Raw genomic sequence first — 24,567 nt, forward strand, 5'->3', positions numbered from 1 at the left:
CTACAGGGCCGTGCCATGCTTGCGTTCATCCTCTTTGCCTTCGTTGCCTCGATCACCCCGGGGCCGACCAACCTGATCGTCCTCAGCACCAGCGCCCGACGCGGTTGGCGGCCGTGCCTGCCGATCATCCTCGGTGCGGGGGCGGGCGCCGCTTCGTTGGTGTGGGTGGCCGGTGCGGGCGCCAGTACGCTGATGTTGCCCGGCGTGCGCCCGGTGATCAGTGCGCTGGGGATGGGCTGGATGCTGTGGCTGGCGTGGCAGATCTTCACGGCGCCGGCCACTGCCATCGATCCCGCCGTCGGCGAGGAAAAACCCGAATTGGGCCTGCTCGGCGCCGCGCTGTTGCAGTGGGTCAATCCCAAGTCGTGGATGATGGCGATCGCCGTGATCAGCGTGTTTACCGCGCAAGGGCAGGGCTTGAACGCGTTGTGCCTGGCGTTCTTTCTGGTGTCGTTGCCGTGTCTGGCGCTGTGGGCGCTGCTCGGTCGCGGTGCTGCACGCTGGTTGAACAATCCGGCGCAGTTGCAGTGGCTGAACCGGATTCTGGCGGTGCTGTTGGTGGTCTCATCCGCCGCTGCTTTGCTGCACAACTGAGCTAAGAGGCATCGACAAGGTGGCGCGCAAGCCACCCTCGGGCCGATTGACCAAGGTAATCCGTCCGCCCAGACGCAACGCGATGGTGTTGACGATGGTCAGCCCGAGGCCCGCACCTTGCGTATTGCCGCGGCTGTAAAAACGTTCGAACAGGCGCGCCCGATCCGCTTCGTCAATCCCCGGGCCCTGATCCTCGACGCTCAGCAGGCACCAGCCCTCGGCCTGGCTCAGTTTGACCGTGATCACGCCGTGCTCCGGCGAGAAGTTGGCGGCGTTGGTGATCAGGTTGCTCAAGGCAATGTCGATCGCAGCGGTGCTGGCCATGACGTGGAACGGTTGTTCGCCATCCTCGAAGGCCAGTTCCAGGTGTTTGCTCAACAGCCACGGCGTCAGTTGCACGAGGCTGTTGCGCACGGTTTCGCTGAGGTCGATGCGCTGCAACGGCGGCGGGTTGGATTTGGGTTCGAGGCGGGCCATGGTCAGCAACTGGTTGACCAGACGGCTGGTGCGGTCGACGCCGGAAATCAGAAACTGCAACGACTCGCGGCGCTCCTGTTCGGTACCGGCCTCCAGCAGGTTTTGCGCATGCACCCGCAGCACCGCCAATGGCGTGCGCATCTCGTGGGCGGCGTCGGCGATAAAGCGCCGTTCGCGGCCAAGCACCTCCTGAATCTGCGCCAGCATGCGGTTGAGCGCCGCCTGCATCGGTTCCAGTTCGCTCGGCAACGGCGTCAGTTGCAGCGGCTCCAGCGAGCCGCTGTGTCGGGCGCGCAGAGTTTCTGCCATGTTCGCCAGCGGCCTGAGCCCCCAGCCGATCGCCAGCCAGACCATCGCCGCGAGTATCAGGCTGCCGAGCACGTTCGGCCACAGCGTGTGGCGCACGATGCGATCAACCAGATCGGCGCGCACATCATCGCGTTCGCCGACCCAGATGCGCAGACTGTTCTGCGGGTCTTCGAGCATGAAGGCGCGCCAGTGACGGTTGTTCAAGTCGACCACATCGCTGAAGCCCGGCTTCGTCGGCGGGGCGGTGAACGACGGGGCACTGGCGGTGTGCACCAGTACCTCGTTTTTCGGGTTCCACACCTGGAAGGCAATCTTGCTTTCGTAAGGATGGCCGTCGACGCGTGGCTTGGCTTCGCTGAGCGCCTGATTGAACGCCTGATACAACTGCGAGTGATCCTTGCTCGCCATCGGCATGCGCATCACGCCTTGCAACAGGCGCGCGTTCTGCGCCAGTTGCGCGTCGTAGACTTCGGCGATTTCGTGGTTGCTGTCGTGCAGGTTGAACAAGCTGAGCACCGCAAGACCAGCGAGCAACAGCCCGATGATCAGCGTCAGCGTACGGCGACGAATCGAGGTCATCCACGCTCCTCCACCAGATAACCCACACCGCGAATGGTGCGGATCAGGTCGGTGGAGAATTTTTTGCGCAGGTGATGGATGTGTACTTCCAGGGTGTTGCTCTCGGCTTCTTCGTTCCAGCCGTAAAGCAACTGGATCAATTGGTCGCGGGTCATCACCCGGCCCGGTGGCGAGAGCAATTCGTGCAACAACTGATATTCCTTTGGCGTCAGCGCCACGGGTTGACCCTGATAGCTGACCTGCTGGGTGCCGGGGTTGAGGCTGATCCCGGCGTGTTCGATCAGCGCCTGGGCGCGCCCGGCACTGCGACGCAACAAGGCGCGCAGGCGTGCCTTGAGTTCGGCGAGATCGAACGGTTTGACCAGATAGTCGTCGGCACCGGCGTCCAGCCCGGCGATGCGGTCTTCAGTGGCATCGCGCGCGGTGAGGATCAGCACCGGCAGGTTCGAACCGCTGTCGCGCAGACGACGCAGCACTTCGAGGCCGTCCATGCGCGGCAGGCCCAGATCGAGTACGGCAACGTCAAAGGTTTCACTGAGCAGCGCATGCAACGCGCTGCTGCCATCCTTCAACCAATCGACGGTGTAGCCCTCGCGACCCAATGCCTGATGAATGCCTTCACCGAGGGCTACGTCATCCTCAATCAGTAATAAACGCACGCGAACTCCTGTCAGTCGAGTTTCTTGTTCACGTCCACCAGCAGGGCGGCGATCTCTTTGCGGCGCCCGGCGTCAGCGGTTTCCCGGCCCGGGCGCGGGGCGGCCTGCTGGGCCTTGAGCAGCGCGACCCTGGCTTCAGCGTAGCGCTTCTGACGGTAGAGGTGATCGCCCCAGAAGTACAGACTGTCGATGCCCTCCGGATTCAGTTGCAGCGCTTGCTTGAGCAGTTGCTCGGCCTTGTCGCTGTCGCCGAAACCGATCGGCCAGCCGGGGACACGATCATACAACGCCGCAAGGCTGGTGTAGGCCGAGCCTTGCAGGGCTTTGGGGTCGAGCGTCAGGGCTTTTTCCAGATCGGCCTTGGCGTCCTTGGCCTTGCCCAAGGCACCGAGTCCGCCCTGAGCGCCGGCCCAACTGCTGGTGACGATACCTTTCCAGATCCACGCTTCGGCCACTGCCGGACGCTGGGTGGTAAAGGCAGTGGCTTCGGACGACAACTGTTCGAACGCGGCGACGCGCTGTTTTTCTGCCACTTCATATTGGATGTGCGCCCAGCTCTGCTGGATGCCATTGAGGCGTTGCTGATCGGCAGGCTCCAGCGCCCAGACGCTTTGGCTGAGGGCGGCGAGCAACAGGCATACGGAAAGTCTTTTCATGGTTTTGGCGGCTCGTGGTCAGGTTTTTCACTGAGGCGGCGAATCAGCGGCAACTGCTTGCGCAGGCCTCGATCCACCAGATGTGGCAGCAGATTGTTCAGGCGTACGAAGAATCGCTCCGGCCAGCCCAGATACAGGTCGCGGCGGTCGCCGGCGATCGCGTGGATCACCGCCGAGGCGACGGTTTGCGGGTCATCGACGTTCGCCTTGAGCGCATCGTTCAAGGCTTGCGCCGCGGCGCTGTTCATCGAGGTGCGCGTGGCCCGGGGCGCGACGTACAGCACGTTGACCCGGGTGTCGGCCAGCTCGCGGCGCAGCGCTTCGGAGAATCCGCGCAGGGCGAACTTGGTCGCGCAATAACTGGCGTAACCGGGGTAGCCGATCGAGCCGTAGGTCGAACCGACGTTGACCACCATCGCACTGTCAGCCCGCTTGAGCAGTGGCAGCAGCAGTTTGGTCAGGCACATCGGTGCGCTGATGTTCACCGCGAGCATCGCGTTGATGTCGCTGTCATCCAGCTGTTCAAGCATGGCGAAGTGATTGACCCCGGCCGCGTTGATCAGCAGGTTGATGCCGCCAATGGCTTCGGCAGCGGCCAGTACCTTGCGCCGGTCGCTGAGGAAGGTCAGGTCGGCGGCGACCCAGCACAGCGAATTCGGGTAGCGCTCAAGCAACGGCGCCAGCGCCTGCTCATGCCGCGCCACCGCCAACACCTGGGCGCCGGCGGCGCACAAGGCCTCGGCAATCGCCATGCCGATGCCGCCACTGGCACCGGTCAACACCACCCGCGCATCACGCAGCTGCATGGTGTGCCTCCGCGTCACGCGGCAGACCTCGGAACATGTCGGTGTACAAGCGATAGACGACCTTCGAGGCGTGGATCACCGCTGCCTGATCCTCTGGATCTTCCAGCTGATTCATCAAGCGGCGATAGGTTTGCATGTGCTCGATGTCCAGCGAGCCGTGCGAGCTGAGGTAGCTGAACGCGGTTTCCGGCAACGCCAGACGCTCGCGAATGCTGCCCGCCGCATGAGTGGCCAGGGCAATGCTGGTGCCTTCAAGCACGTTGACCATGCCGAACAGGCCCACCGGATTACCCCGGGCGATCAAGTCGTAGAGGAAACTGACCATCAATTCGATCGGCAGCGACGGTTGACCATCGCGCACGGCGTCGCGATCACCGCCACACGCGGCAATATCGTTGAGCACCCACTGTTCATGGCCGTATTCGTCTTCGATGTATTCGCAGACGGCTTTGCGCAGCCACTCCAGCCGTGTCGGCAGGCGCGCGCCGCAGGCCATCATCAACGGCACGGTGTGGCGCACGTGGTAATACGCCTGAGCCAGAAATGCCCGATAGCTTTGCAGGCTGACCTTGCCTTGCAAGGCGTCAAGGATGATGGGCAGGTTGAACAGCTCGTGGCGCTCCTGCTGCGTGGCTTCTTGCAGGGTGTCGAAAAAACTCATGATGCGGACTCCTCGGAAACAGCGGATTCAGTCAATTGGGCGTGGTACAGCGCGACAATCGCCTCGCGGCGTGGCCGACCATTGGCGGTCAGCAGGCCATTGGCGGCGGTGAAGGGTTGCGGCAGGCGCGTCCAGCGGTGCACCTGGGCGTAATCGGGCAAGGCTTTGTTGGCCTCGGCGACCGCTGCCGCCAGCTCCGCGTCGCTGCAATCGGCACGGTGCGGCCAGAGCAAGGCGTGGTTGTGCGGCAGGGCCTCGCCGTAGACGAAGGCCTGGGCAATATGGCGGCGCTGGGTCAGTTCCGACTCGACCCATTCCGGGTTGACGTTGCGTCCGAAACTGGTGACGAACTGGTGCTTCTTGCGGCCCTTGAGGTAGAGGAAACCTTCGGGGTCGAACTCGCCCAGATCACCGCTCGGCCACCACTCATCGGCGTATGGCGCGTCCCCCAGATAACCGAGCAGCGCCGAGCCCTTGATCAGTACTTCGCCGTCTTCGGCCAAGCGCACTTCAACGTGCGGCAGCGGCTGGCCGACGCTGCCCGGACGCCGCGCGCCGGGGCGATTGAGGCACACCACCGAGGCGCATTCGGACAAGCCATAACCTTCGAAAACCGGCAGGCCGACACGCTGTGCGCGGTGCAGCAAATCCTCCGAGACCCGCGCACCGCCGACGGCGGCGAAACGCAGTTTTTGTGGATCGAAGGCTTTCTGTTCGGCGGCGCTGACCAGCATCAGCAACAGCTGCGGCACCAGAATCAGACTCTCCGGCGCACGGCTAGCCAGATAGCCCAACAGGTGCGGTACATCGACGCCGCTGGCGCCCTGAATGCCCAGGGTTTTCTGGCTCGGCAGACTCAGTGTCGCACCGGCGTACAGCGCGGCGTAGCAGCCGAGGTTTTCCAGCAGAATCGCCAGCGGCAACAACGCCAGATGATGCTGCGGATCAGTGGGTTTGCTCGCTTGGTCCAGCTCCCGCGCCACACGCAGCAGACTCTCGGCGCTCAGACACACGCCTTTCGGTGTGCCGGTGGTGCCGGAGGTGAAGGTCAGTTTGGCGGTGCCGGCAGGCAGGCGACTCGGGCCATCGAACGTGCAGCACCAGAACTCACCGTGCTGCTCGTAACCGGCGGCGAGTAGTTCGGCGTCCAGCTCCGGTTCGGCAATCACTCGTTCGGCCTGGCTCTGTTCCAGGCAATGGGCCCGTTGCGCGGGGCTGAAAAACGGTGGCAGCGTCACGCAGGTCAGGCCCTCGAACAGCACGGCCAAATCCCACAGCATCGCATCGACGCCGTTATCCAGGGCCAAGGCGATCACCTGCGCCTGTTCGTCGCGCAGGCGCTCCTGGCGATACAGCACCTCGGCGTAAACAGTGGCGTAATCGAGTTTCAGCGTATCGCCCCACAGCGCGGTGCTGTTGTCATTGCGCCGGGCATGGTCGCGCAGGGTTTCCTGGAAGCGATGCAGTTCAAGCGACATGGCAGGCTCCTTCAATCGAGGTCGGCAGTCCCAATCGAGTGAACAGGCCGATATTGCGCAAATGGATGAAGCCGGCGCGGATGTTGCCGACGTGCACCCAAGGCTTGCTTTCGTAATAACTGCCCCAGTGTTGACGCTCGTCACCCAGGCGTTCCGGGTCGGCGGCGCATAATGTCACTGGCTTCAGACCGAGCCGATGGAAGCTGTTGACCAGTCCGATGTTGCCGGTGAACGTCACCCATTCCAGGCCGCCCATGGCCAGCAGGTAAGTGATGGCGATGATGCTCATGCGGGCGCTGCCGGTGTCGCTGGCGGCGAGGTTGCCGACTTCGACGATGCCGGTGCGATCCACCGGGCGATCGGCTGCAGCGCTGATCAACGGTTCGATCGGTTCATCCAGATAGCGCTCGAGAAACAGCGGCTCTTGATGTGCACGACGTACACCGGCCACCGCACACAGCTCACCGCCGCCGTTGTGCATGCCGAACAGCTCGGGCATAAAGTGTCGAATGTCGGCGCCATGGGCTTTGCGAAAACGCTGCTGGATGAAGGCTTCGAAAGTCTCTCGCAGCGCGTCGTCGGGCAAGGCGCCGGTCAACGTCATCAGCTGCGTTTCGGCTTGACCGAAGCGCAGGGGCAGGGGAATGTTCCAGTCGAAATCGGGCATGGGCAGAACGCCTCCCTCAATGGTTTGAGCGCAGTATCGGAGGCATTTCTTAACGAAGTCTGAAGGTGAAAAAAGGTTAAGCAACGGGCAATCTTCAGATTGTCTTAAGACTGCAAGGGCAGGGTGGCACCGTCGGTTCGCCCTGCAACCGGATCGAGACTGTCGAACGAATCGACCGTCACTCACGACAATCACGAGGCGCTTCTTATGACCCGCGACACCGCCGTCACCCGTTATGGAAAACTGTCAATTACGCTGCACTGGCTGATGCTGGCGCTGTTCGTCGGCGTCTATGCCTGTGTCGAAATCAAGGGTTTCATGCCCAAGGGCAGCGAAGCGCGTGGCCTGCTGATGGGCTTCCACGGCCTGTTCGGCGCGAGCATTTTCGTGCTGGTCTGGGTGCGCCTGTTCGGCCGCCTGAGCCCACGCCCGCCGATCACCCCCAAGCCGCCAGCCTGGCAGACCGGCATCTCGCACCTGATGCACCTGGCGCTGTACGTGCTGATGATCGCCACGCCGATCCTCGCCTGGCTGATGCTCGCCGCCGCCGATAAACCGTTCCCGTACTTCGGCTTCCACGTCCCGGCACCGGTCGCCATCGACCCGGACTTCGCCAAACAGCTCAAGTACTGGCATGAAACGCTGGGCAGCGCCGGCTACTGGCTGATCGGCTTGCACGCGGCGGCGGGGCTTTTTCACCACTACTGGGTGCGGGATAACACGCTGGTGCGGATGTTGCCGGGCCGCACGGAATAACCCTGACCTCCTTCAACCCTCAATCCCTGTGGGAGCGAGCCTGCTCGCGAAGGCGGAGTATCAGCCACTGATGATGTCGGCTGACACGACGCCTTCGCGAGCAGGCTCGCTCCCACAGGTTTTTGTGGTGTCTCGAAGAGCGGTGCAGTTGCCCGAATCACACTTCGCGTCCACTCTATGGCATGCCGACAAGGAGCGTCGCCGACCCTCCGTCGTGACCCAAGGGAGCTGGCAGCATGAGCGAAGACAACAAGGTAAAAGGCCCGGCGTCGTACTTTCCCTCCATCGAAAAAAAGTACGGCCAGCCCATCGAACACTGGCTGAACCTGCTCGCCGGCATCACCGACAAAAAACACATGGAACTGGTGGCGTGGCTCAAAGCAGAACACGGCATGGGCCACGGCCATGCCAACGCGCTGGTCGCGCACCATTTGGCCGCAGGCAAACAGTGAGGGCAGGGCAGCGATGAATTTCTCCCACCGGCCAGTGACGGCCGACGACGTCAAAACCCTGTGCAGCTTTCCCCAGGGCGTTCAAGAGTTGTACTTCATGTTCCCGAAAGCGCAGTACCCGCTGACGGAAGAACAGATGCACACCGCGATCAGCCAGCGCTTTGATTCCACGGCATTTCTGGCCAACGGCGAGTTCGTCGGTTTCGCCAACTTCTACCGTGCCGAGCACGACGGTATTTGCTGCATCGGCAACGTCATCGTCGCCCCTTACGCCCGTGGCCAGGGCGTCGCTCGCTACATTGTCGAAACCATGACTGCGGTCGGCTTCGAAAAATATCAGGCCAGGGAAGTGCAGCTTTCGTGTTTCAACGAAAACACGGCGGGGCTGCTGCTTTACCCGAAACTCGGGTTCGTGCCGTTCTCCATCGAAGAGCGTGCGGCGCCGGGGGGGAGGCGTGTGGCGCTGATTAACATGACGCGCGGTCGAGGCCAACCTTCAGGTCTGTAACCACTGCCTATGTGTTGACCTCAGAAGCTTGCCGTGGCCTGAGGCGTCGATTTAAAGGACAGAGTGACATTATTTTCAGGGCCCTCGGTTCTTACATCGCCTGGGTTATTCTCATTACGAATGATGCATTTCCATTTCACGACATCATCGGGTTTTAAGTTCAGGAAGGTTACCGTACCGGTCCAGGAAGGGTAGGCAGATGGGCTGAGTTTAAAGGCGTCAGCTGCTTTGCCGTTCCCCAACTCCTTGGTATTACCGACCACGTAGACGCTGTAGCCCGTTGTCGTGACGCCATTATCACAGCGAAAATTTACCGGGAGCGAATACGTCCAGGTGGCGCCGGCATAACTGTTTGCCTGCAGAATCGCCAAGAGCAGAGCACTCAGTGGCAACAAGTATCGAATGCGGCGCATGATCAGTTCCTCAGTTTTCCTTCAGTCGGGCCAGCTTAGCCCCGCGCAAACTGTAAGAGACCTGTAAGAACTGACAGTCCGTCAGACTCCTTTGCGATACCGGCACTAGCGCCTTATTCCCCAGGCAGCCAAACCGTGCGCGGAACTTGTGGGAGCTAACCTGCTAGCGATGGCACCCGCCCAGCCAACCCCACTCCCAAACCAGCCAAAAATCCCTGTGGGAGCTAGCCTGCTAGCGATGGCGCCCGTCCAGCCGCCCAATCACTCAAACCTCCTCACCCCTAAGCTGAAGGCTCATCAGATCGCAACTCGCCGACCACGACGTCAACCACTCCGGCATCTCGGGCGACTGCTCAGGCAGCCCCAACTCCCTGACGAATTCACCCGGCGCAATCGTGCCTTTCGCCGAGCGAAACAGCCCGCGCATGACCACCACGCCGATCACCCGGCCCTTGCTCACGAAGCGATGCTCCATGAAGCTCCATTTGTCGTCCCAGCCAAGCATCCGGCTGTGAATTTCAAACGCTTCAAACAGCCTCAGCTCACGCCGAAATTTGCCCCAGGTATCGCCAACGATCGGCAACGCTTTAGCACGCAGCGCCACCCGAAACGCGCCACTGCGCAACACAAAATCCATGCGTCCGACATCAGCCATGGTGAAGTACCGACCATTGGTGACATGCCGATTCAAATCGAGATCCAGCGGCCACACGCGCATGCGGATAACGGTGGATTCCAGCGCATTGACCGGCTTGCGCCACGGTCGGCGGAAAAGCATGCAGAGCAATCGAAACCACAGATTCATAAGTACGTCAGCCAGTTGAAAGAGCGTTGCACTCTAGCGAGCCGGGCGATGGCGAGGTAGGTGCGTAAATGACTTTTTTGGACGGAACAGTGCATTCCGATCATTGCGGGATTGGTGCTGGATCGGTAGCCCGTTGAACCGGCGGATAAACAGCAAATAATCGAGATGTTTATATGAAGCCTGCCGTTACCACCGAAGCCCTACAACGCCTTGCGCCATCGCCTACGAGTACGCCAGAATCCGCCGGCTTGTGCGTCTAGGGCGCGGGTTCTATCGTCTGTCGGTCACTGAAAAACAGTGATCGGGTTTGGTAGCCCGCCATAACTAGTCGCATCGCGCACCGTTCGCAGACCTCATCAGGTCGTTGCTCAATGGTGGCCATGCGCAGGACACCTTCGGGTGTGCCGGGTCCTAGTTACCGGTCTACCAACCCGCGTGTGGCCGCCACCCTTCGTTTGGTAGCGAAGGTGAAGGCTCCTCTTCAATAACTAGGAGTTTCACCATGATCAAACCAACACCCAACCCGCCAGAAACGGACCTCGTATCTCCCTACGAATCCCTCGATTCCAAAAAACTCCACGAAGCCGCCGAACGCGCCCTCGACCACTACCTGTCCCCGGCCAGCCAAATCATGGCCAGCCCGCACAAACCCGAACCCATGTACCTCGCCAACCCGAAGTGCGACACCGAATCCCTGCTCGCCAACGCCAGCGAAACCCTCGGCTCCGCCAGCGAAATGCTCAACAACTTCGCCGCCACACTCGACACCTCCCACCGCAAAACCGCACTGGGCATCGCCCAAGTCGTCATGCTCGGCGAACTCGCCGTAAACCAGGCCCTCGACAACGTCGAAATCGCCCACTAACCACCCCAGTGCGACGAGCCAAACCCTCGTCGCACCCAGCAATTTCAACCGAGCTGGCACACGGCCACGCCTTGCACCCCCAAGCCTCGGCTGTCACCCTTCGGCCCGTTCTTCAAGGATCAGAACAAGGAATCAAGGATTGAGTGGCTACGTTCCCAACCCCCCGAAAAACTACCGCTACGAAGAAGCCAAACCCGTCGACATTCATGCCCAGCGTTGGGCTGAGTATGAGAAGCATGGGAAAGAGCCTGCGCGCGAGCCTGAGAAAATCGGCATTGCGTTGAGGATTGGGGTTTTCTTTGATGGTACTGGTAACAACGCAAATAACACGGCGGCAGGATTGCTGTGTGGTGCGCAGCACCCGATTGCGCCGCAGGATATTCCTGCGAGTTGCATGCCTTACATGAGTGATCCGGATAGCAGTTATGGGGCCGGCCTCACGAATGTTAAAAAACTGCATGATCTGTATAAAAAGACTGAAAAAGCGGAGGGCTCAGGCTCCTTCAAATGCATTTCACGTCCTGTCTATGTTGACGGAATAGGCACCGTCAGTAATAAAAAAGACAGCACGGTGGGCGCTGGCACGGGGCGGGGTGATACCGGTGTTGCAGCGCGTGTGCAGGCGTCTTTCGCGCAAATCAAACAAACCATTGATGAGGCTCTGCAAGATAGTCCCGGCAGTGAAATAGTGTCTCTGACTTTTGACACGTTTGGCTTCAGCCGTGGCGCCGCAGCTGCCCGTCACTTTTCCAATGAAATCGTGCGAGGCAAGCAGGGTCCACTTGGGAATTTGCTGAGCATTTACACCCGAGATTTCTGCCGAAATTTTGATAGCCAGTACGGAAACGGTATCAAGATGGGATTTATTGGTCTGTTCGACACAGTGCCATCCATTGCCGGCTTCACCAATCTTGGTCAAGTGACAAGTCCTATCGCTCCCGGTGTGAAGCTTTACCTGGACCGCAGGTTCTTCAAAGATGTTGTCCATCTCGTTGCTCGCGATGAGTGCCGAGTGAATTTCGCGCTCAGCCGTGTTAAGCCCGACCATCCGGAGTACACCCTTCCCGGCGTTCATTCGGATATTGGTGGAAGCTACCTCGATGAAGTCGAGGAGTGCGTGCTGGTCAGCCCCATGCAAGCCCTTGATGTCTCTGTCCAAACTGACGTCGCGACTACGTCGATCTACCGGGATGCTGCACGCCTGAAAAGTCAGTGGGTTGCCAAAGGGTGGCCTGAGCATCTTCTGGAAGTTGTGACACCCACCGCGCTCGTGCTCCCGAGGGACAACCAAGATCGACTGGCTCCTAGAGAAAAACGCGTGTACGCCGCGCTGCAGCTCAAAAGGCCAGTCAGCGGTAAGCTTTCACTGGTTTACTTGAGAGTCATGTATCAACTGGCAAAGGAAAAGGGTGTCCAGTTCATCGACATGCCAGAAAGCGATGAGTACGCGGTTCCGGAAGAACTACAAGCCTTGTGTAATCGTTTTGTTGCCGGTGATTACAAAACCACTGATGAGGAAGAAACACTGCTTAAGCTCAAATACATCCACACCTCTGCAAACTGGAATCATCCCCTCGGAAGAAATGACGGCAGTGGCATCGAGGCCGTTTACATCAACGCTCCGACGGCAGACGCAATTCGCGTACAACACCCACACGTACCTGATTGGAAGCTTTGGTAATGAGAGCATTGATTGTTCTATTGGGCATTTTTCTGTTGGCGGGTTGCCAGACGGGCGCAGCCGAAAGTGGCGAAAGTGACCCCAAATCTCCTTGGTGGCAGTTAGGATTTGTAGAGCCGGACTACATGAAGGTTTGGGTAGAAGACAGCTCAGTCCTGGACATCAAAAACAGAACGTTTTTCAAGGCGGGCGGAAGCACCGCCGCCGGAGGTGAACCAGAAGATGGCACAGAGTCAGCCCGTGGTTGGGGCACGGTCAGTGGTTCCGGTATTCCGGTAACCGGTGCCGATCTTCCCAAACTCATCTTTGTTCGTTGGCAGTCCATATCAGAGCAGAAAACCTACAAGGGTTTCATTGAAATTCCAGAGTCAGCGAGGCAATTGATGGTGGATTCAACGCACCAGCGCTGCCCGGAAACTCCTGAAAGGACCGCTCGATACATGGCTTCGCTTTACGTGGGGCTGGCCCCGGGGGGGGTACTTCAAGCATGGGTCAGAGATTCATGCCACCGACCGATCCAAGTCGCTCATGCCCAGGGCGAACTTGAACCGCTAGGCCCGGAGCAGGGGAAGCATGGCGGGCGCTATGCCTATCCAGTCAGTGAAGAGTCTAAGCGGTATATTGAAAAATTCGGCATCCCTTACGGGAGTTGGTAAACGGTAAACCAATGAAGCAATGCTTTGTGGCGGTATGCGTGTTGTTACTGAGCGGCTGCCAGTCTGCCTCTCCGCTTTCCGTAAAAAACGACCCGAAAGCCGATTCATGGGAGCTTGCGTTCACCGAACCCTATTACATGAAGGTTTGGGTTGAGGACAGTGCCGTCGAAGACATAAACGGCAAGCTATTCACGCGGACGGGGGGAGGCACAGCCGCTGGTGGTGAACCAGAGAATGGCAAAGAGTCCGCGCGCGGTTGGCATGCGGTAGGCGCAGCTGCGAAACCAGTGATTGGCGCTGGCTTGCCCAAACGCATTTACGTGCGCTGGCAATCCATTGTCGAGCCGCAGACCTATAAGGTTTGGGTAGATGTGCCTGAAGAGGCGAGGCAACTGATGGTGCAATCGGTCAGTCAGCGGTGCCCGGAAACACCCGAGGAACAGGCCAGCTACAGCGCCTCTATTTATCCGGGATTGGCCCCAGGGGGCGTTGTACAAGTTTTCGTTCGGGACGAGTGCCATCGGCCAGTGAAAGTCGCTAGAACAAAGGCAGAGGTTGAACCGCTAGGGCCTAGTCAAGGTAAGAACCAAGGGCGCTATGCGTATCCCGTCAGCGAAAAGTCCAAGCGGTATATCGAAAGATTTGGCATTCCATATGGAAGTTGGTAGTCGTGGCATTTACCTGAATGGAACATTTGTGATGAAGGCAACGCTTCAGTGCCGTTGTGTTGAGTCATTATCTTCGGTAGCTGTCGCGTCAATGCTGTGTTCAACGAAGGTCCGCTTTGGCCAAAGCGGTCATTCGTGGTTGATGACCACCTATGACGCTAAGCAGCCCCATAGCTAAACGGCTCTAGAAAAAACTGTGGATCGACCCAAAGCCTCAAGCCGTAAGGAATTACCGAATATCCGTCATAGCGTCCGGTGAAGGTATTCGATGCGGCGAACTCCACAAATGTGCCGCGCTTATCGTCAACAACCCGGATACCAGGGCATCCGAGCAACGTGTACTTGATAATCGGTTTGGATAATGACGTCTCCCACATCTGAATTTCTACATCAGAATCGTATTGCCAGATTGTCAGTTCCAGCCTGAGGGAGCCTTGTTCGATCAAATACCGATGCGACGTACCAAATTCATCGTGGGAAGGAAGGACGCCGAGTACGGCGACCAGATCAAAGGGATCCCATGTGAGCTGTGGCATGCCGTCTCCTTTGCCAGACATCGCCATGCATCCTACCTATCATTCGTTTGTGAATCATTATTCCCTTCCTGATCATCCACATAAGCGATCACCGCGATACACGATATTAACGCCCTGGTGATTCCCCCTCAGTTCCGCAAACCAAGTTTCGCTCTGGGGCGAATAGTCAGACCGTCGCTTTCCGACCCAGAGCGGACGTTGTCACTGCACCCGGCGTCTAGTAGAAAGGTCATCTCCAGTTCCACGCACTGAAACGAATTTATGACTACTGACTATGGTCAACGTGTTTGTAATCGATGCGGCGATTCAATTACTGGTTACTGTCCATCAATTGAAACGCTAGCGATCATCGGGGCTTTCCACGAGAAGGGTGATCAGGCGGTAGTAGATGAGATAGTCCTCCGAGAAAATATTGATCCTAATGTTGTCTGGGAATATTTCCGCCATCGGATGAGGCCTCTTTGCGAGCAAAAAATTGCCCGATGCTCATTCTGCGGAGGGCAGTTGAGGACTTGGCGTGCGCGTCAATGCATGCACTGTTTTAGGGAGTGGCACTGACGCAGGCGATTATCGAGCTGAATTTTCAGATTCTGAACTGCATTCTTCCTACTTCTGACTGACCGCTATGTGGCCGGAAACCGCCGTACCTGGCCTACCGTTTTCGGCCAAAAGCTGTACTTGCACAGCCTAGTGGCAAAACAGTAATTTTTGCGATAAGGCCGACGGAAAATGGCCGCCAGCGGGTCATTCAATGAGGATTCCACGTATGCCCACTTCGCTAACCTTTAGGTACCACAATGAAGTCGTATCGCAAGTTGATTTCAGCAATAGAGGCGTTTGATCGCTGGGAGCAGCCATGGGAGTTTTATGAGTCGGTATCATCTGCACCATCACTCGACACAAATGACCTCGAACAACTGCGGCGTGCCTGGGGTACTGCAATAGAGAGAGAAGGTTGGCTTGCGAGCAAGGACTTTGCCGATGGCTGCTCGCTTGCAGACGCTCGTCTTGCTTCGGGATTCCCATGGCTATCGAACAAAGCACGAAAGCAGCTTGTCAACGGCGCTTCCTACCAATGGCTGTAACGCTTAATAGCTCGCCGAAGGCTGGATCAACATTGGTACATCTGGTTCAACAGTCAATTATCTGAATGATAGTCATGGTGGGTTCCAGCCCTTCGCTACAAGGGAGCAGCTGGCAGAGATCGGCCAAAAGCAGACTTGAGACGGCTCATACATCTTGAAAGCCCAAAGTCAGTAATCGCGATCCGGTTTCAAGTCTTTCAAAAGCGTATGGCGATTCCAAGGTCCGCAGTACTGAGGAAGATGTGCGACAAGTCGGTAGCCGCACCGCTTGTACCAGTGCGCCACGCTGTCATCGAGGGTCTCAATGAGCGCTTCATGGCATCGATGCTCCAGAGCAAGTGCCTCAAGCCTGTGCAATAGCTCGGTTCCGATGCCTTTCCCACGCCATGGAGCATCTACCCATAGATAACTGATAAAAAGACGGCCAAACTCAGTTCGACCTGTGACACCGCCAACTAAGGTCTCATCATCCATCAGCGTGCAGGCTATGGGCTCGGCATTTCCGCCATGTCCGCGCGACAAGTTCTGCCCGTGTTGTATGACGCCATCAGATACAGCACGCAGATCCTTCTCGTGAATGCTGCCGGTTGTACGCCACGCCTTCCTCATTTCATTCCCTTATGTCGCGTTGAAACAGAGTGACATGCAAGTCGAGTGCCGTTTCTAGCGCCCTGGGCTGGCTGCTATAACCACTTGCGGAAGGTCACAAACGGCAAATGGTTATAGCAGTACGTCATGAGGGGCTGCTTCCGGCTGTGGATTCAACCGGTCGATGCAACAGATTGGCTAAATCGTTCTGCCGGTGTTTCGTAGCCTAGTGTTTTCCGAGGGCGGCTATTTAGCTGCCTTGCGACTTCATTGAGCGTGGCTTGCGAGTGCTCCGCAAGGTCGGTTCCTTTCGGGAAGTACTGCCTTAACAACCCATTGGTGTTCTCATTTGATCCTCGTTGCCATGGACGATGAGGATCGCAGAAGTAGACCTTGATGTCGGTGGCCACCGTAAAGCGTTTATGGTCAGCCATCTCTTTGCCGCGATCCCAGGTCAGCGATTTGTAGAGTTCTTGGGGTAAGTTACGGGCGTTTTCGATCAGCGCGCTGATTACCGTCTCGCTATCCTTTCCGTCCAATTTCACCAGCATTACGAAGCGGGTTTGACGCTCCACAAGAGTGGCAATTTGGCTGTTCCTGCTACCGCACAGCAGGTCGCCTTCCCAGTGACCTGGCACCGCTCGATCCTTAACTGTGGCCGGGCGTTCACGGATCGATACCGCGTCTGTGATGCGACCATGATTTTCTTTCTTCTGAGTGTGATGGCGCGAGCGACGCATGGCTCGCGTCCGCCGTAAATGCTCAAGCAACTCCTTCTTCAGAGCCCCGCGAGCCTGTATGAAGAGGGTGCGATAGATCGTCTCGTGTGACACCTGATAGCTCGTATCGTCCGGGTAGGATCGCTTCAGCCAGCCGGCAATTTGTTCCGGTGACCACTGCAATTGAAGCTTGTTTGCAACAATTTGCGCCACCGTTCGGTTCTCAACAAGTTTGCACACCTTAGGTCGATGCGCGCGATCCCAGGCAGCCTGATCAGCTTGATTAGCCCGGTAGCATCCTTGGCCACCGTTGCGTCTGATCTCACGACTGATCGTAGAGGCTGCTCGCCCTAGCAGCGCAGCCATGGATCGGATCGAGTTACCTGCCACCACTGCACGCGAAATCTCTTCACGCTCAGCCAACGTCAGCGCCAATCTGGACCTGCGGCGTACAGCGGGTCTGATACCGCCTGTTTCCGCCAAGATGCGCTGTATCGATGAGTGGTTTCGATCAAATAATTGGGCTATGTGCTGGAGAGAGTCGCCTTTCTGCCAGTGATCCCACATCAGTTTTTTCTGGCTTTCGGTGTAATAGATCCGAGGTCTCTGCTTCATCTGCAACACTCCTTCTGCTTACACAGAATTTAGTTGTGTTGCATCGACCCGTTGAATCCACAGCCAAAAGCGGACCTTTGAGAGCAGCGCCTTCCGGCCAATAGCAGACGCTGGACGTTGTAATGGCAAATGGGTAACGTCAGCTGTGTTGTAGCGTACCTTTTAAACCAGCTAATAGACGCTAGGGGTTCTGAATCGATAAGTCCGTAAAACATTTTCGGAGGATAAATGGATTTCACAGTCATTGATGTGGAGACGTCAAACCCTAACCTGGCGAGCATTTGTCAGATAGGTGTCGCAGTTTTTCGGGGCGGAAAGCTCCATGAATCATGGGGCTCACTGGTCAATCCAAATGATTATTTTCATCCCATGAACATAGCTGTTCATGGGATCGACGAAAATACGATTTCGGCAGCGCCATACTGGGCTGAGGTCTACCAGCGAGTTTTACCATTCGTCGCCGGAAAAATTGTTGTTAGCCATACTCCCTTCGATCGAACAGCCACCTTCCGAGCTAATCAGAGTGCTGGCCTTCCGATTTTTGATTGTTCCTGGCTCGACACCTCTCGTGTTGCACGTAGGGCTTGGAGTCAGTTTTCCCAGTCTGGTTACGGCCTCAAGAACTTAGCATCCCATTTCGGGATTGCCTTTCAACATCACGACGCTGTTGAGGATGCTCGAGCAGCGGGGGAGATATTGCTCCGCGCAATTGCTGACACCGGTTCAACGATTACTGAGTGGTGCTCTTTGGTTAATCAGCCATTGAGCCCAGATTCAATATCTTCTGTAGCGCGCGTCGCGAGCCTTGAGGGCGTACTCTCGGGAAATGTTGTTGTGTTTACCGGCGCTCTCTCCATTCCTCGGCAGCATGCCGCAGATCTAGCAGCAGCCGCTGGATGCGATGTAGGCGTAGGCGTGACCAAGCACACCACTCTGCTCGTTGTGGGGGACCAAGATATAAGCAGATTGGCAGGCATGGAGCGGAGTTCTAAGCATAGAAAAGCTGAAGAGCTCATTGCAAAAGGGCAGAAAATTCGAATCTTGGGCGAGAGCGATTTTCAAGCCTTGCTACAGCCAATTTAAATTTGGTGGTGAGTCGCAACTGCTGAGTTAGATAGCAGTAACAGCTCTCTTTGTTTGTGCCTTGTCTTTCATGAAAGGCAGAAATCGGCCAAAAGCAGACGTGCGCAGCAACTGCTTGCGGTCAAAAGCGGTCGTTTTAATCATAGGAATTCGACCAGGCCAGCAGTTTGAGGGCCCGAAACCTCCGGCATTTCGACGATATGAGAGCTGGCTTAAGTGAATTCAGATTGCAACGATTGTTGCAATCCGAATGGTTCTTACAGTGCCTATCACACGGCGTGACACTGCTATCATAAAAATGTCATTGAAATTTTGTTATCGGTATAAATATCTCTATAGTAAAAACATTATTCTCTAGCGTGGTCTCAACATGAATTCCTTCGGGAGCTAATGTGCTACGAACCATATCCAGCCCTACAGCCCTTTCCCTCAGTGAGCCTGTAGCCGCATTATCCTGCGACGCGTAAGATGTCGTTTTGCTTGGATTAGCCGCATTGCTAAAACGAAGAGTGCGATATTGACTTTCAAGGCGTGTATCTATATAAACCGCTTTCGTACTCGAATGATTTTTTGCATTATGAATTATTTCACTTAGGACGTTGTACATTGACATGAGGGGGACTTTTACAAGTGGCAAATTTGTAAAGCCATCAGATTCGGCGACAGTAAAATCGTCCATATCAATTGTCACTATCGCTAATATTTCTGAAATATCTACGAGCTCTTCTGATTTCACGCCATCACGATCTAATGCTAGAAGATTTTCTGTTTCAGAAATAGTAGACTCACTTACATTAAAAGTAAATCTTTCCCCAATGCGCCTCAAGAAGTTAGAAGTATCATACATATGAAATGCTTTTAAGGACGGAGCGTTGGTGTATATTTCATTTAGCAATTCTTTTCGAGGCCCTAATTTCTTTCCTCTTTTTTCCAACCACCAATCTTCTTTCACGTCGCCCGTTACCAGAATGACGTATTCAAGATTTTCTATTTTTGCTTTATCTATAACCTCATGCCAAAACAACAAATCACCAAATTTGCATTTGTACTCAACATCAAGAACAAAGTAAGAATGAGGTTTGTTTTTATCTTTATAGCCGGGAGGTACTTCATTCTTGTAACGACTCTCACCAGCCAAATATAAATCTGCAATTTGTTTTTTGCTTAAGCCTCGCCCAATTTTTCCTTGAAAAATGTTTAGAACATCTTTTTTTGTTTCATCTTCATCGTGGACGTCCCGTTGCTTTTTTTCAAGATCGTTCAACTCGTCGATGAAGTCGTAAACAAAATTAATGCCAGTTGCTATATTTTCTGTGGATATGAATTTTTCCGGGTTTATCAGTGAGTGCCTTCTCCGAAGCTTAAGTTTAGCCAGCTCGACACTTAACGTCTTGAAAGTTTCCTCGTAGCTTGATATTGCTTGCCGAAGCTTCCCGCGCACGGTTTCAAATTTGCTTTTCTGATCGCCTATGGCATCATGCCTATTGTTAAGAAACTCAAGCAGGCCTTGAAAAGCAATCCATATTCTGTTCTTTATTTCGGGTTTTCTCAGCACGGACAACAGTTCGTTTTTCGCTTCCTGCGGAAGCCTGTATAAGTCCAATAACACATTTGAGTCAAAGACAAAGGTACCTTTCTCCCAAAGCTTATCTAAAGCATCTTGATCAAGCTCACAATGCGTTTTTAATAAGATATCAATCTGGTCACTTGTATTTGTCATTTTTCACCTAAGGTCTCTTTAATTTGCAGATCACACCGGTTTTGCTGCGTTCGCTTTCGGCAAATTTATGAAAATTATTTCGTCACCTTTTTAAGTGGACTAGCCCGATTATCAAATCTAGTTTTCTCACCACTCCAGCCAGGGCAACTCAAGCACTTTCAACGATTTTAACATTCGCTTCTATCTTTGACATTAGAGCCAGCGCTCATTAGCGCTACTTCTAGCGTTGAGTACTTCACGCTATCTTTCTCTGGTGCAATTGAGAAGAATTTGCTAGCCATGTTTTAACTTTATTCAAATAAAAGAAAAGCTTAGCACAGAATTGTCAGGTTTTTTTTGCAATAGGAGTCATGATAACAACAGCTTGCGGCCGTCTGAATCTATCAGTCCAAACCCCTCCCCCCCCCCATTACGATAACGACCGAAGATCGTACTTCCAATTGTCTGAACCCTAAATTGCGAAGGCAGACATATATATCTGGCTCCCTTTTCTTATAGCAGCATCTAGCTGAATGCCAACTTCACCACCTGTACACTCATTCATATCCAAGTCGTTTAGTTTTAGGCCTATAATTTCCCTAACTTCGTAGGCATCATTCTTTAGGACGTATAGCTTAGTGCCAAGAGATACGGTCGCCTCACCCAGCTGTAGGATGGCTATTCGTCCTTGTTGAAAGACTTCCTTGACAATGCCTATTTCAATCAATTCAGGCGGGGTGATTTTTACATGCCCAATTTCAAGCAACTGCTTTCGAACATCACCTTTAGTTACCAGTCCACGAACGATATCCAAATAAGCATTGTATAGTTGATACGTAGTGATCAGACCTCGCTTATCCAGCTGCGCATCCTTGATTTGGTTCTCTGTAAAAGGAGGGTTGGTACGAAGTTTGGGGGAAACGTATCGTTGATGGTTAACGATATACAGAGCTGTAACATCCCAAGCCTTCCTTTCCTCTTGACGTCTATTTTTAATTTTAGAAATCTGAGCGCATTCCTTATCTTTAGATGTACCACCTATACCTTTAACCTCTATCACTAACAGGCCAGGTTCAAGTTCAACCTGAATATCCTCTTCCAAGACATCTTCACTGTGTTCGTCCATGGTTTTCGCGGAGGAGTAACCCAGCCATATAAGATAATCCCGCACGGCAACTACTAATTCATCCCCGGTACCAGAAAGCATAACTCTGAGGAAATTTAATTCTTTTCTCAAGCCGTCAAGTGCCGCTTCATTTTCGGCAATATCGGCTACAAATTTCGCCTCGATTTCCGCACGCTCCTTTCGGATATCCTCCTCGCCGGGGAGCGAACAGGACCCATCGTCTAGCCATCCAAACATACCATTATAGGGGAGTACTTCTGGAAAAATTGCTGCAAGCTCGTCAAATAATTCAACGAGAAAATCTGGTTTTTTAGTTATTTGCGGTAAAACAAACACAGCGCCTTTATTAACAAACACGGCATACCCAACAACTTCTCCCGCAGCGTTAGTCAGTAGAGGTACAAAATTTTCATCCGGCTCACTCTTCCCATTTTTGAAAACTGTGTGAGGATAGAAAAAAACTTCATACATGGCGCCATCAAGGTATTTACCAAGAAGCGAATGAAAACGAGTATTCTCCTTGTAAAGCTGTACTGTCCTACCAAACTTATTCTTAAAGTTCTTTATGCCATCGCACAGTCGTAATGTATCGCAATCCAATTGCTGTACAATGTTTGTACCATGCATTCCGATTTCTGCAAGATCATAGTGAACATTATGATTTTCCGCTGCAAAAATAACTACGACAGACTCCCTTTCGAGAACCTCTCGTATTTCGTGCGAAAACCTCTGAGCGCCAAACCCTTTCGAATTAAATACTTGCTCAGGATAAGAGCTTACTAATGCGTACGCTTTTTTTCCGCTAGTATTTTTCAAATCAGCGCGCGCTTCAACCTCGTCAACGACTTCATTCATCGCCAAGTCCACTACGACAACGTGAAACTCATGAAGATTCGAAGGCAACTGAACCTGTGGACGAAGGAAACTTTGCATGCCCGGCCTATTTTTTGGAGTCTCAACTTCTCCTCCCAGAGTTGCAATCGTGCAGTCATAGCGCTTCTGCTTCAATAGACTGAGAACGTCAGAGTCCATATCTACCAAGCAAACTTTAGGGATAGTGTTCGCGGCGGGTTCAGCTATTATTAATGATCTTTCGTCTGGCACTGGCTTGATACCTTTTTTTAATTTTCTATCGACCATCTTTTTCGACCTTTCAAGTAATAATTTCGCCCGCATGGCATTCTGGATTCAAAAACGATATATACGACATTCGGGCGAAGAGTAGTGCCATTTTGCCTACACCCGCAACGTTTGCTGTGGCAGCCCTAGCCAGCGCCGCGCTCAGACAACAGGAGTTTGAGTCTAGTAGGTCAGGCTAATAATTCCTTGGCGTAAGCACGAACGCGCAGATCAAATCGAACAATATAGGCATCGCGACTCTCATATCGCTATATGTACACCGCGCATCTGCCCAAGCTTTTGTTGTCAGCTTTCAGACTCGCAGCTTTCGAAAAAAGAAACCTCTCGTAAATGGCACCTATGGCTCGAGAGCAGTCGGCACGTGCGTCCGCTTTTGGCCGAAAGCAGCCATCGGGTGTGAAAAATAGATCAACGCACGCAATTCATCTGGTAACGCTACGAGATGGCCATCTGCTGCCATACAACCTTTTCCCCTCACCAGTTATCCTGCGCCCCCCACGAATGGCAGGAATCCGCAGCTAGGGCATAGCATTTTAGGCTTCGTCCTACAGCCAGCACTTGGGCTTTCCGATAGCGTTCGGCTGTCAGAACCTCAAGTCAGGATTCCCGAAATGACAAGGATGATGCATGAGTGAATATGGAAATGTACCAAAGCCCGCACTACCTAACCCGCCAAGAAAAAAGGTCTATCGCGGCGTAGAACCGACCGACCTGCACGCCAAATACTGGGCGGAATACCCCGAGGCTCCGGCGGAGAAACCGGCTGCTGCGAAGGCGCCAGCTGAACCCGGTTTCTACATCGTTCAGCAAGTCATGCCACGCTCTGCGCTAGAAGCTGCACTGTTCGATAAGCCGGATGGGGCAACGCTTGAGAAATTCACGCGCCTCAACCCTCACGTCACCGGATATGCCAAGCCCGGTCAACTTATCGTGTTGAGTGATCCGAACAATCCGCAGTGCACGCGTGAAGAAGCGTTGCTCATGGAAGCGGCTCAGAAGGTGGATGCGGCACTCAAACCCATGAGCGATGAAGAGGCGAGCTTCATGGTTCGCTATCGGAGCGAGATTGAATCCATTCTTTCGCAAGGTTCAACATCAATCGGTGTGGGGGAATCGATTTTCGCCAAGAACCTGGAGGACGTGAAAACTTCGCTGAAGGAAATCGAAGCGTTGCACCAGAAAAGTTTTCAGCGTGACGGTCACTTGCGTAGCTCAGAGTTCTTTGCTGAACGTGCGCGTTTGTTTGCCAAGCTTGATAGACAGCTCACCGGTTTAACCAGAAAGGGCATCGGCTTCCCTGATCATCCGAGCCTGAAATCAGCCCTCGGCATATCCAGCAAAAGTCTGGTGCATCACTGGAGTCTGGCGGGGGCTCCGGGGCAGATTCCTGGCTACGCCACTCATACGGAAGGTGTCGCCAGAGCCGCCAAGGTTGTTAAGTACGGCGGCTGGATTGGTACAGCCGTAGGGGGCGGGGCGTCTTATATGAAGGTTCAAGAAGTCTGTGCGGCAGGTAACAAAGACGCCTGTGAAAAGATCAAATATACCGAGGGTGGTAACTTCGTCGGAGGAGTGGCCGGCGGTGCTGCTACCGGTGCGTTTTTGACCGGCTCCACGGCGGGGATTATCTGTGTCGGCTTAGGTGTGCCTACAGGTGGCATGGCAACCTTGGCATGTGGCGTCATCGTCGTAGCTGCAGGTTCATACGCTGGTGGGGCCCTTGGTGGGGCTACAGGCGAGTGGGCCGGTCAGAAGATCTATGAGGCAAGTAAATGAGTTTGAACGTCGTTGATAAGGTACTTCTATCCATTGCCGTCGTTGATCTGGCAGGGCTTATTCTTTGGATAGGAGTCTGTTTGCACCTGGCCTATACGAAGATGGATTTGATGTTGGAGCACCTAAAGAATTGCTCAGCCATCATGACGCGCGCTCCACTTCGACACGGTGGACCTTGGGGAAAGCTTCTGCTCGTGGGTGGTATATCGGGCATCGTCACATTCCCCAGGTTTTACTTGAAAAGGGGCGAGCTAAGCTCCGAAGATTTGGCCAGTTTCCCACCCCATCTCAAGCGTAAGTTAGTAGTGCTGCAATGGAGCGTTATTTGCCTGTTGTTGGTCATGATCAGCTTCGGAATAGCTGTTAAATCAGGTTTCGTTTAGCGCCTCTGAACTGCGCGGGTCGCGCCGTAGGCACAGTGAAGTCTCGATAAGTGCTGATGTTTAAACAGACGGGTGTCAGGTGAGCCGACTGGCGGAAGGATTTTATGAGGTCACTATATGAATACCG

Annotated in this window: 26 protein-coding genes; 12 read left to right on the forward strand and 14 right to left on the reverse strand. The window is 54.8% G+C overall.

What is annotated here, in order from left to right:
* Nucleotides 1-15 precede the first annotated feature (15 nt).
* A complete protein-coding gene (locus tag BW33_RS05675; RefSeq protein WP_047597642.1) occupies nucleotides 16-594 on the forward strand; it encodes a LysE family translocator in 579 nt (192 codons plus the stop codon).
* Here BW33_RS05675 and BW33_RS05680 read toward each other — a convergent pair.
* Genes BW33_RS05680 through BW33_RS05710 form a run of 7 tightly spaced genes read right to left on the reverse strand, consistent with a single transcriptional unit; the run spans nucleotide 565 to nucleotide 6,886 of the window.
* Nucleotides 565-1,959, reverse strand: coding sequence for a sensor histidine kinase (locus BW33_RS05680; protein ID WP_047597645.1), 1,395 nt, complete (start codon nucleotides 1,957-1,959; stop codon nucleotides 565-567). The genes BW33_RS05675 and BW33_RS05680 overlap by 30 nt on opposite strands.
* Nucleotides 1,956-2,618: a response regulator gene (locus tag BW33_RS05685; RefSeq protein ID WP_047597647.1), complete on the reverse strand. Its 663-nt coding sequence runs from the start codon at nucleotides 2,616-2,618 to the stop codon at nucleotides 1,956-1,958. Before BW33_RS05685 ends, BW33_RS05680 begins: the two co-directional genes overlap by 4 nt.
* 11 nt (nucleotides 2,619-2,629) lie before the next feature.
* Nucleotides 2,630-3,274, reverse strand: coding sequence for a tetratricopeptide repeat protein (locus BW33_RS05690; RefSeq protein WP_047597649.1), 645 nt, complete (start codon nucleotides 3,272-3,274; stop codon nucleotides 2,630-2,632).
* A complete protein-coding gene (locus BW33_RS05695; RefSeq protein WP_047597652.1) occupies nucleotides 3,271-4,080 on the reverse strand; it encodes an SDR family oxidoreductase in 810 nt (269 codons plus the stop codon). The genes BW33_RS05690 and BW33_RS05695 overlap by 4 nt, the downstream gene beginning before the upstream one ends.
* A complete protein-coding gene (locus tag BW33_RS05700) occupies nucleotides 4,067-4,741 on the reverse strand; it encodes a TenA family transcriptional regulator (protein ID WP_047597654.1) in 675 nt (224 codons plus the stop codon). The genes BW33_RS05695 and BW33_RS05700 overlap by 14 nt, the downstream gene beginning before the upstream one ends.
* Entirely contained in the window at nucleotides 4,738-6,219 is a 1,482-nt protein-coding gene (locus BW33_RS05705; RefSeq protein ID WP_047597656.1) for an AMP-binding protein, read from the reverse strand. The genes BW33_RS05700 and BW33_RS05705 overlap by 4 nt, the downstream gene beginning before the upstream one ends.
* Nucleotides 6,209-6,886, reverse strand: a complete 678-nt coding sequence (locus BW33_RS05710) for a thermostable hemolysin (protein ID WP_047597657.1) — start codon at nucleotides 6,884-6,886, stop codon at nucleotides 6,209-6,211. Before BW33_RS05710 ends, BW33_RS05705 begins: the two co-directional genes overlap by 11 nt.
* A gap of 207 nt (nucleotides 6,887-7,093) precedes the next feature.
* On the opposite strand from BW33_RS05710, the gene BW33_RS05715 reads away from it, so the two are divergent.
* The 3 genes from BW33_RS05715 to BW33_RS05725 all read left to right on the forward strand — a co-directional run bounded on the left by BW33_RS05715 (nucleotide 7,094) and on the right by BW33_RS05725 (nucleotide 8,602).
* Nucleotides 7,094-7,642, forward strand: a complete 549-nt coding sequence (locus BW33_RS05715; RefSeq protein ID WP_047597658.1) for a cytochrome b — start codon at nucleotides 7,094-7,096, stop codon at nucleotides 7,640-7,642.
* A gap of 236 nt (nucleotides 7,643-7,878) precedes the next feature.
* Nucleotides 7,879-8,094 carry a DUF4287 domain-containing protein gene (locus BW33_RS05720; protein ID WP_047597659.1) on the forward strand — a complete coding sequence of 72 codons (216 nt, stop codon included), beginning with the start codon at nucleotides 7,879-7,881 and terminating at the stop codon, nucleotides 8,092-8,094.
* A gap of 13 nt (nucleotides 8,095-8,107) precedes the next feature.
* A complete protein-coding gene (locus BW33_RS05725; RefSeq protein ID WP_047597661.1) occupies nucleotides 8,108-8,602 on the forward strand; it encodes a GNAT family N-acetyltransferase in 495 nt (164 codons plus the stop codon).
* Nucleotides 8,603-8,622: 20 nt separating this feature from the next.
* Here the strand turns inward: BW33_RS05725 and BW33_RS05730 are convergent, their stop codons facing one another.
* Nucleotides 8,623-9,015, reverse strand: a complete 393-nt coding sequence (locus BW33_RS05730) for a carbohydrate-binding module family 20 domain-containing protein (RefSeq protein WP_047597663.1) — start codon at nucleotides 9,013-9,015, stop codon at nucleotides 8,623-8,625.
* A 265-nt stretch (nucleotides 9,016-9,280) separates the two neighbouring features.
* The gene (locus BW33_RS05735) at nucleotides 9,281-9,820 is read right to left on the reverse strand and encodes a thioesterase family protein (RefSeq protein ID WP_047597664.1); all 540 of its coding nucleotides are present in this window, start codon (nucleotides 9,818-9,820) and stop codon (nucleotides 9,281-9,283) included.
* 502 nt (nucleotides 9,821-10,322) lie between these two features.
* On the opposite strand from BW33_RS05735, the gene BW33_RS05740 reads away from it, so the two are divergent.
* The 4 genes from BW33_RS05740 (at nucleotide 10,323) to BW33_RS05755 (ending at nucleotide 13,690) form a co-directional block, all read left to right on the forward strand.
* Nucleotides 10,323-10,685, forward strand: coding sequence for a DUF6124 family protein (locus BW33_RS05740; RefSeq protein ID WP_047597667.1), 363 nt, complete (start codon nucleotides 10,323-10,325; stop codon nucleotides 10,683-10,685).
* Between the two features lie 139 nt (nucleotides 10,686-10,824).
* On the forward strand, nucleotides 10,825-12,366 hold the full coding sequence (locus BW33_RS05745; RefSeq protein ID WP_047597670.1) for a phospholipase effector Tle1 domain-containing protein: 1,542 nt from the start codon (nucleotides 10,825-10,827) through the stop codon (nucleotides 12,364-12,366).
* Nucleotides 12,366-13,022 carry a DUF2931 family protein gene (locus tag BW33_RS05750; protein ID WP_047597672.1) on the forward strand — a complete coding sequence of 219 codons (657 nt, stop codon included), beginning with the start codon at nucleotides 12,366-12,368 and terminating at the stop codon, nucleotides 13,020-13,022. Before BW33_RS05745 ends, BW33_RS05750 begins: the two co-directional genes overlap by 1 nt.
* Nucleotides 13,023-13,033: 11 nt before the next feature.
* Nucleotides 13,034-13,690 (forward strand): DUF2931 family protein, encoded by a 657-nt coding sequence (locus BW33_RS05755; RefSeq protein WP_047597674.1) that lies wholly within the window; start codon nucleotides 13,034-13,036, stop codon nucleotides 13,688-13,690.
* A gap of 158 nt (nucleotides 13,691-13,848) precedes the next feature.
* Here the strand turns inward: BW33_RS05755 and BW33_RS05760 are convergent, their stop codons facing one another.
* The gene (locus BW33_RS05760) at nucleotides 13,849-14,226 is read right to left on the reverse strand and encodes a hypothetical protein (RefSeq protein WP_047597675.1); all 378 of its coding nucleotides are present in this window, start codon (nucleotides 14,224-14,226) and stop codon (nucleotides 13,849-13,851) included.
* Nucleotides 14,227-15,023: 797 nt separating this feature from the next.
* Between BW33_RS05760 and BW33_RS28980 the strand changes: the two genes are divergently transcribed.
* On the forward strand, nucleotides 15,024-15,311 hold the full coding sequence (locus tag BW33_RS28980; RefSeq protein WP_152546086.1) for a hypothetical protein: 288 nt from the start codon (nucleotides 15,024-15,026) through the stop codon (nucleotides 15,309-15,311).
* 168 nt (nucleotides 15,312-15,479) lie between these two features.
* Here BW33_RS28980 and BW33_RS05765 read toward each other — a convergent pair whose 3' ends face one another.
* Nucleotides 15,480-15,920, reverse strand: coding sequence for a GNAT family N-acetyltransferase (locus BW33_RS05765; protein WP_047597678.1), 441 nt, complete (start codon nucleotides 15,918-15,920; stop codon nucleotides 15,480-15,482).
* A gap of 152 nt (nucleotides 15,921-16,072) precedes the next feature.
* Entirely contained in the window at nucleotides 16,073-17,233 is a 1,161-nt protein-coding gene (locus tag BW33_RS05770; RefSeq protein ID WP_047597679.1) for an IS30 family transposase, read from the reverse strand.
* A gap of 228 nt (nucleotides 17,234-17,461) precedes the next feature.
* Between BW33_RS05770 and BW33_RS05775 the strand changes: the two genes are divergently transcribed.
* Nucleotides 17,462-18,316, forward strand: a complete 855-nt coding sequence (locus BW33_RS05775) for an exonuclease domain-containing protein (protein ID WP_047597681.1) — start codon at nucleotides 17,462-17,464, stop codon at nucleotides 18,314-18,316.
* Between the two features lie 301 nt (nucleotides 18,317-18,617).
* Here BW33_RS05775 and BW33_RS05780 read toward each other — a convergent pair whose 3' ends face one another.
* A complete protein-coding gene (locus BW33_RS05780) occupies nucleotides 18,618-20,036 on the reverse strand; it encodes a PIN-like domain-containing protein (RefSeq protein WP_047597684.1) in 1,419 nt (472 codons plus the stop codon).
* A 451-nt stretch (nucleotides 20,037-20,487) separates the two neighbouring features.
* On the reverse strand, nucleotides 20,488-22,281 hold the full coding sequence (locus tag BW33_RS05785; RefSeq protein ID WP_152546087.1) for a hypothetical protein: 1,794 nt from the start codon (nucleotides 22,279-22,281) through the stop codon (nucleotides 20,488-20,490).
* A 627-nt stretch (nucleotides 22,282-22,908) separates the two neighbouring features.
* Here BW33_RS05785 and BW33_RS05790 point away from each other — a divergent pair.
* Both BW33_RS05790 and BW33_RS05795 read left to right on the forward strand, forming a co-directional pair.
* Complete coding sequence (locus BW33_RS05790) at nucleotides 22,909-24,057, forward strand: hypothetical protein (RefSeq protein WP_047597688.1); 1,149 nt, start codon at nucleotides 22,909-22,911, stop codon at nucleotides 24,055-24,057.
* Entirely contained in the window at nucleotides 24,054-24,440 is a 387-nt protein-coding gene (locus tag BW33_RS05795) for a hypothetical protein (RefSeq protein WP_045122058.1), read from the forward strand. The genes BW33_RS05790 and BW33_RS05795 overlap by 4 nt, the downstream gene beginning before the upstream one ends.
* Nucleotides 24,441-24,567 lie beyond the last annotated feature (127 nt).

Origin of the sequence: Pseudomonas sp. RIT288 (assembly GCF_000631985.1) — a bacterium.
Classification (GTDB): domain Bacteria; phylum Pseudomonadota; class Gammaproteobacteria; order Pseudomonadales; family Pseudomonadaceae; genus Aquipseudomonas.

What these genes read in the sequence shown, in the direction of transcription:
- BW33_RS05675 (WP_047597642.1), top strand. Translation starts at nt 16, where the DNA reads ATGCTTGCGTTCATCCTCTTTGCCTTCGTTGCCTCGATCACCCCGGGG.
- BW33_RS05680 (WP_047597645.1), bottom strand. Translation starts at nt 1,959, where the DNA reads ATGACCTCGATTCGTCGCCGTACGCTGACGCTGATCATCGGGCTGTTG.
- BW33_RS05690 (WP_047597649.1), bottom strand. Translation starts at nt 3,274, where the DNA reads ATGAAAAGACTTTCCGTATGCCTGTTGCTCGCCGCCCTCAGCCAAAGC.
- BW33_RS05695 (WP_047597652.1), bottom strand. Translation starts at nt 4,080, where the DNA reads ATGCAGCTGCGTGATGCGCGGGTGGTGTTGACCGGTGCCAGTGGCGGC.
- BW33_RS05700 (WP_047597654.1), bottom strand. Translation starts at nt 4,741, where the DNA reads ATGAGTTTTTTCGACACCCTGCAAGAAGCCACGCAGCAGGAGCGCCAC.
- BW33_RS05705 (WP_047597656.1), bottom strand. Translation starts at nt 6,219, where the DNA reads ATGTCGCTTGAACTGCATCGCTTCCAGGAAACCCTGCGCGACCATGCC.
- BW33_RS05710 (WP_047597657.1), bottom strand. Translation starts at nt 6,886, where the DNA reads ATGCCCGATTTCGACTGGAACATTCCCCTGCCCCTGCGCTTCGGTCAA.
- BW33_RS05715 (WP_047597658.1), top strand. Translation starts at nt 7,094, where the DNA reads ATGACCCGCGACACCGCCGTCACCCGTTATGGAAAACTGTCAATTACG.
- BW33_RS05720 (WP_047597659.1), top strand. Translation starts at nt 7,879, where the DNA reads ATGAGCGAAGACAACAAGGTAAAAGGCCCGGCGTCGTACTTTCCCTCC.
- BW33_RS05725 (WP_047597661.1), top strand. Translation starts at nt 8,108, where the DNA reads ATGAATTTCTCCCACCGGCCAGTGACGGCCGACGACGTCAAAACCCTG.
- BW33_RS05730 (WP_047597663.1), bottom strand. Translation starts at nt 9,015, where the DNA reads ATGCGCCGCATTCGATACTTGTTGCCACTGAGTGCTCTGCTCTTGGCG.
- BW33_RS05735 (WP_047597664.1), bottom strand. Translation starts at nt 9,820, where the DNA reads ATGAATCTGTGGTTTCGATTGCTCTGCATGCTTTTCCGCCGACCGTGG.
- BW33_RS05740 (WP_047597667.1), top strand. Translation starts at nt 10,323, where the DNA reads ATGATCAAACCAACACCCAACCCGCCAGAAACGGACCTCGTATCTCCC.
- BW33_RS05750 (WP_047597672.1), top strand. Translation starts at nt 12,366, where the DNA reads ATGAGAGCATTGATTGTTCTATTGGGCATTTTTCTGTTGGCGGGTTGC.
- BW33_RS05755 (WP_047597674.1), top strand. Translation starts at nt 13,034, where the DNA reads ATGAAGCAATGCTTTGTGGCGGTATGCGTGTTGTTACTGAGCGGCTGC.
- BW33_RS05760 (WP_047597675.1), bottom strand. Translation starts at nt 14,226, where the DNA reads ATGCCACAGCTCACATGGGATCCCTTTGATCTGGTCGCCGTACTCGGC.
- BW33_RS28980 (WP_152546086.1), top strand. Translation starts at nt 15,024, where the DNA reads ATGAAGTCGTATCGCAAGTTGATTTCAGCAATAGAGGCGTTTGATCGC.
- BW33_RS05765 (WP_047597678.1), bottom strand. Translation starts at nt 15,920, where the DNA reads ATGAGGAAGGCGTGGCGTACAACCGGCAGCATTCACGAGAAGGATCTG.
- BW33_RS05770 (WP_047597679.1), bottom strand. Translation starts at nt 17,233, where the DNA reads ATGAAGCAGAGACCTCGGATCTATTACACCGAAAGCCAGAAAAAACTG.
- BW33_RS05775 (WP_047597681.1), top strand. Translation starts at nt 17,462, where the DNA reads ATGGATTTCACAGTCATTGATGTGGAGACGTCAAACCCTAACCTGGCG.
- BW33_RS05780 (WP_047597684.1), bottom strand. Translation starts at nt 20,036, where the DNA reads ATGACAAATACAAGTGACCAGATTGATATCTTATTAAAAACGCATTGT.
- BW33_RS05785 (WP_152546087.1), bottom strand. Translation starts at nt 22,281, where the DNA reads ATGGTCGATAGAAAATTAAAAAAAGGTATCAAGCCAGTGCCAGACGAA.
- BW33_RS05790 (WP_047597688.1), top strand. Translation starts at nt 22,909, where the DNA reads ATGAGTGAATATGGAAATGTACCAAAGCCCGCACTACCTAACCCGCCA.
- BW33_RS05795 (WP_045122058.1), top strand. Translation starts at nt 24,054, where the DNA reads ATGAGTTTGAACGTCGTTGATAAGGTACTTCTATCCATTGCCGTCGTT.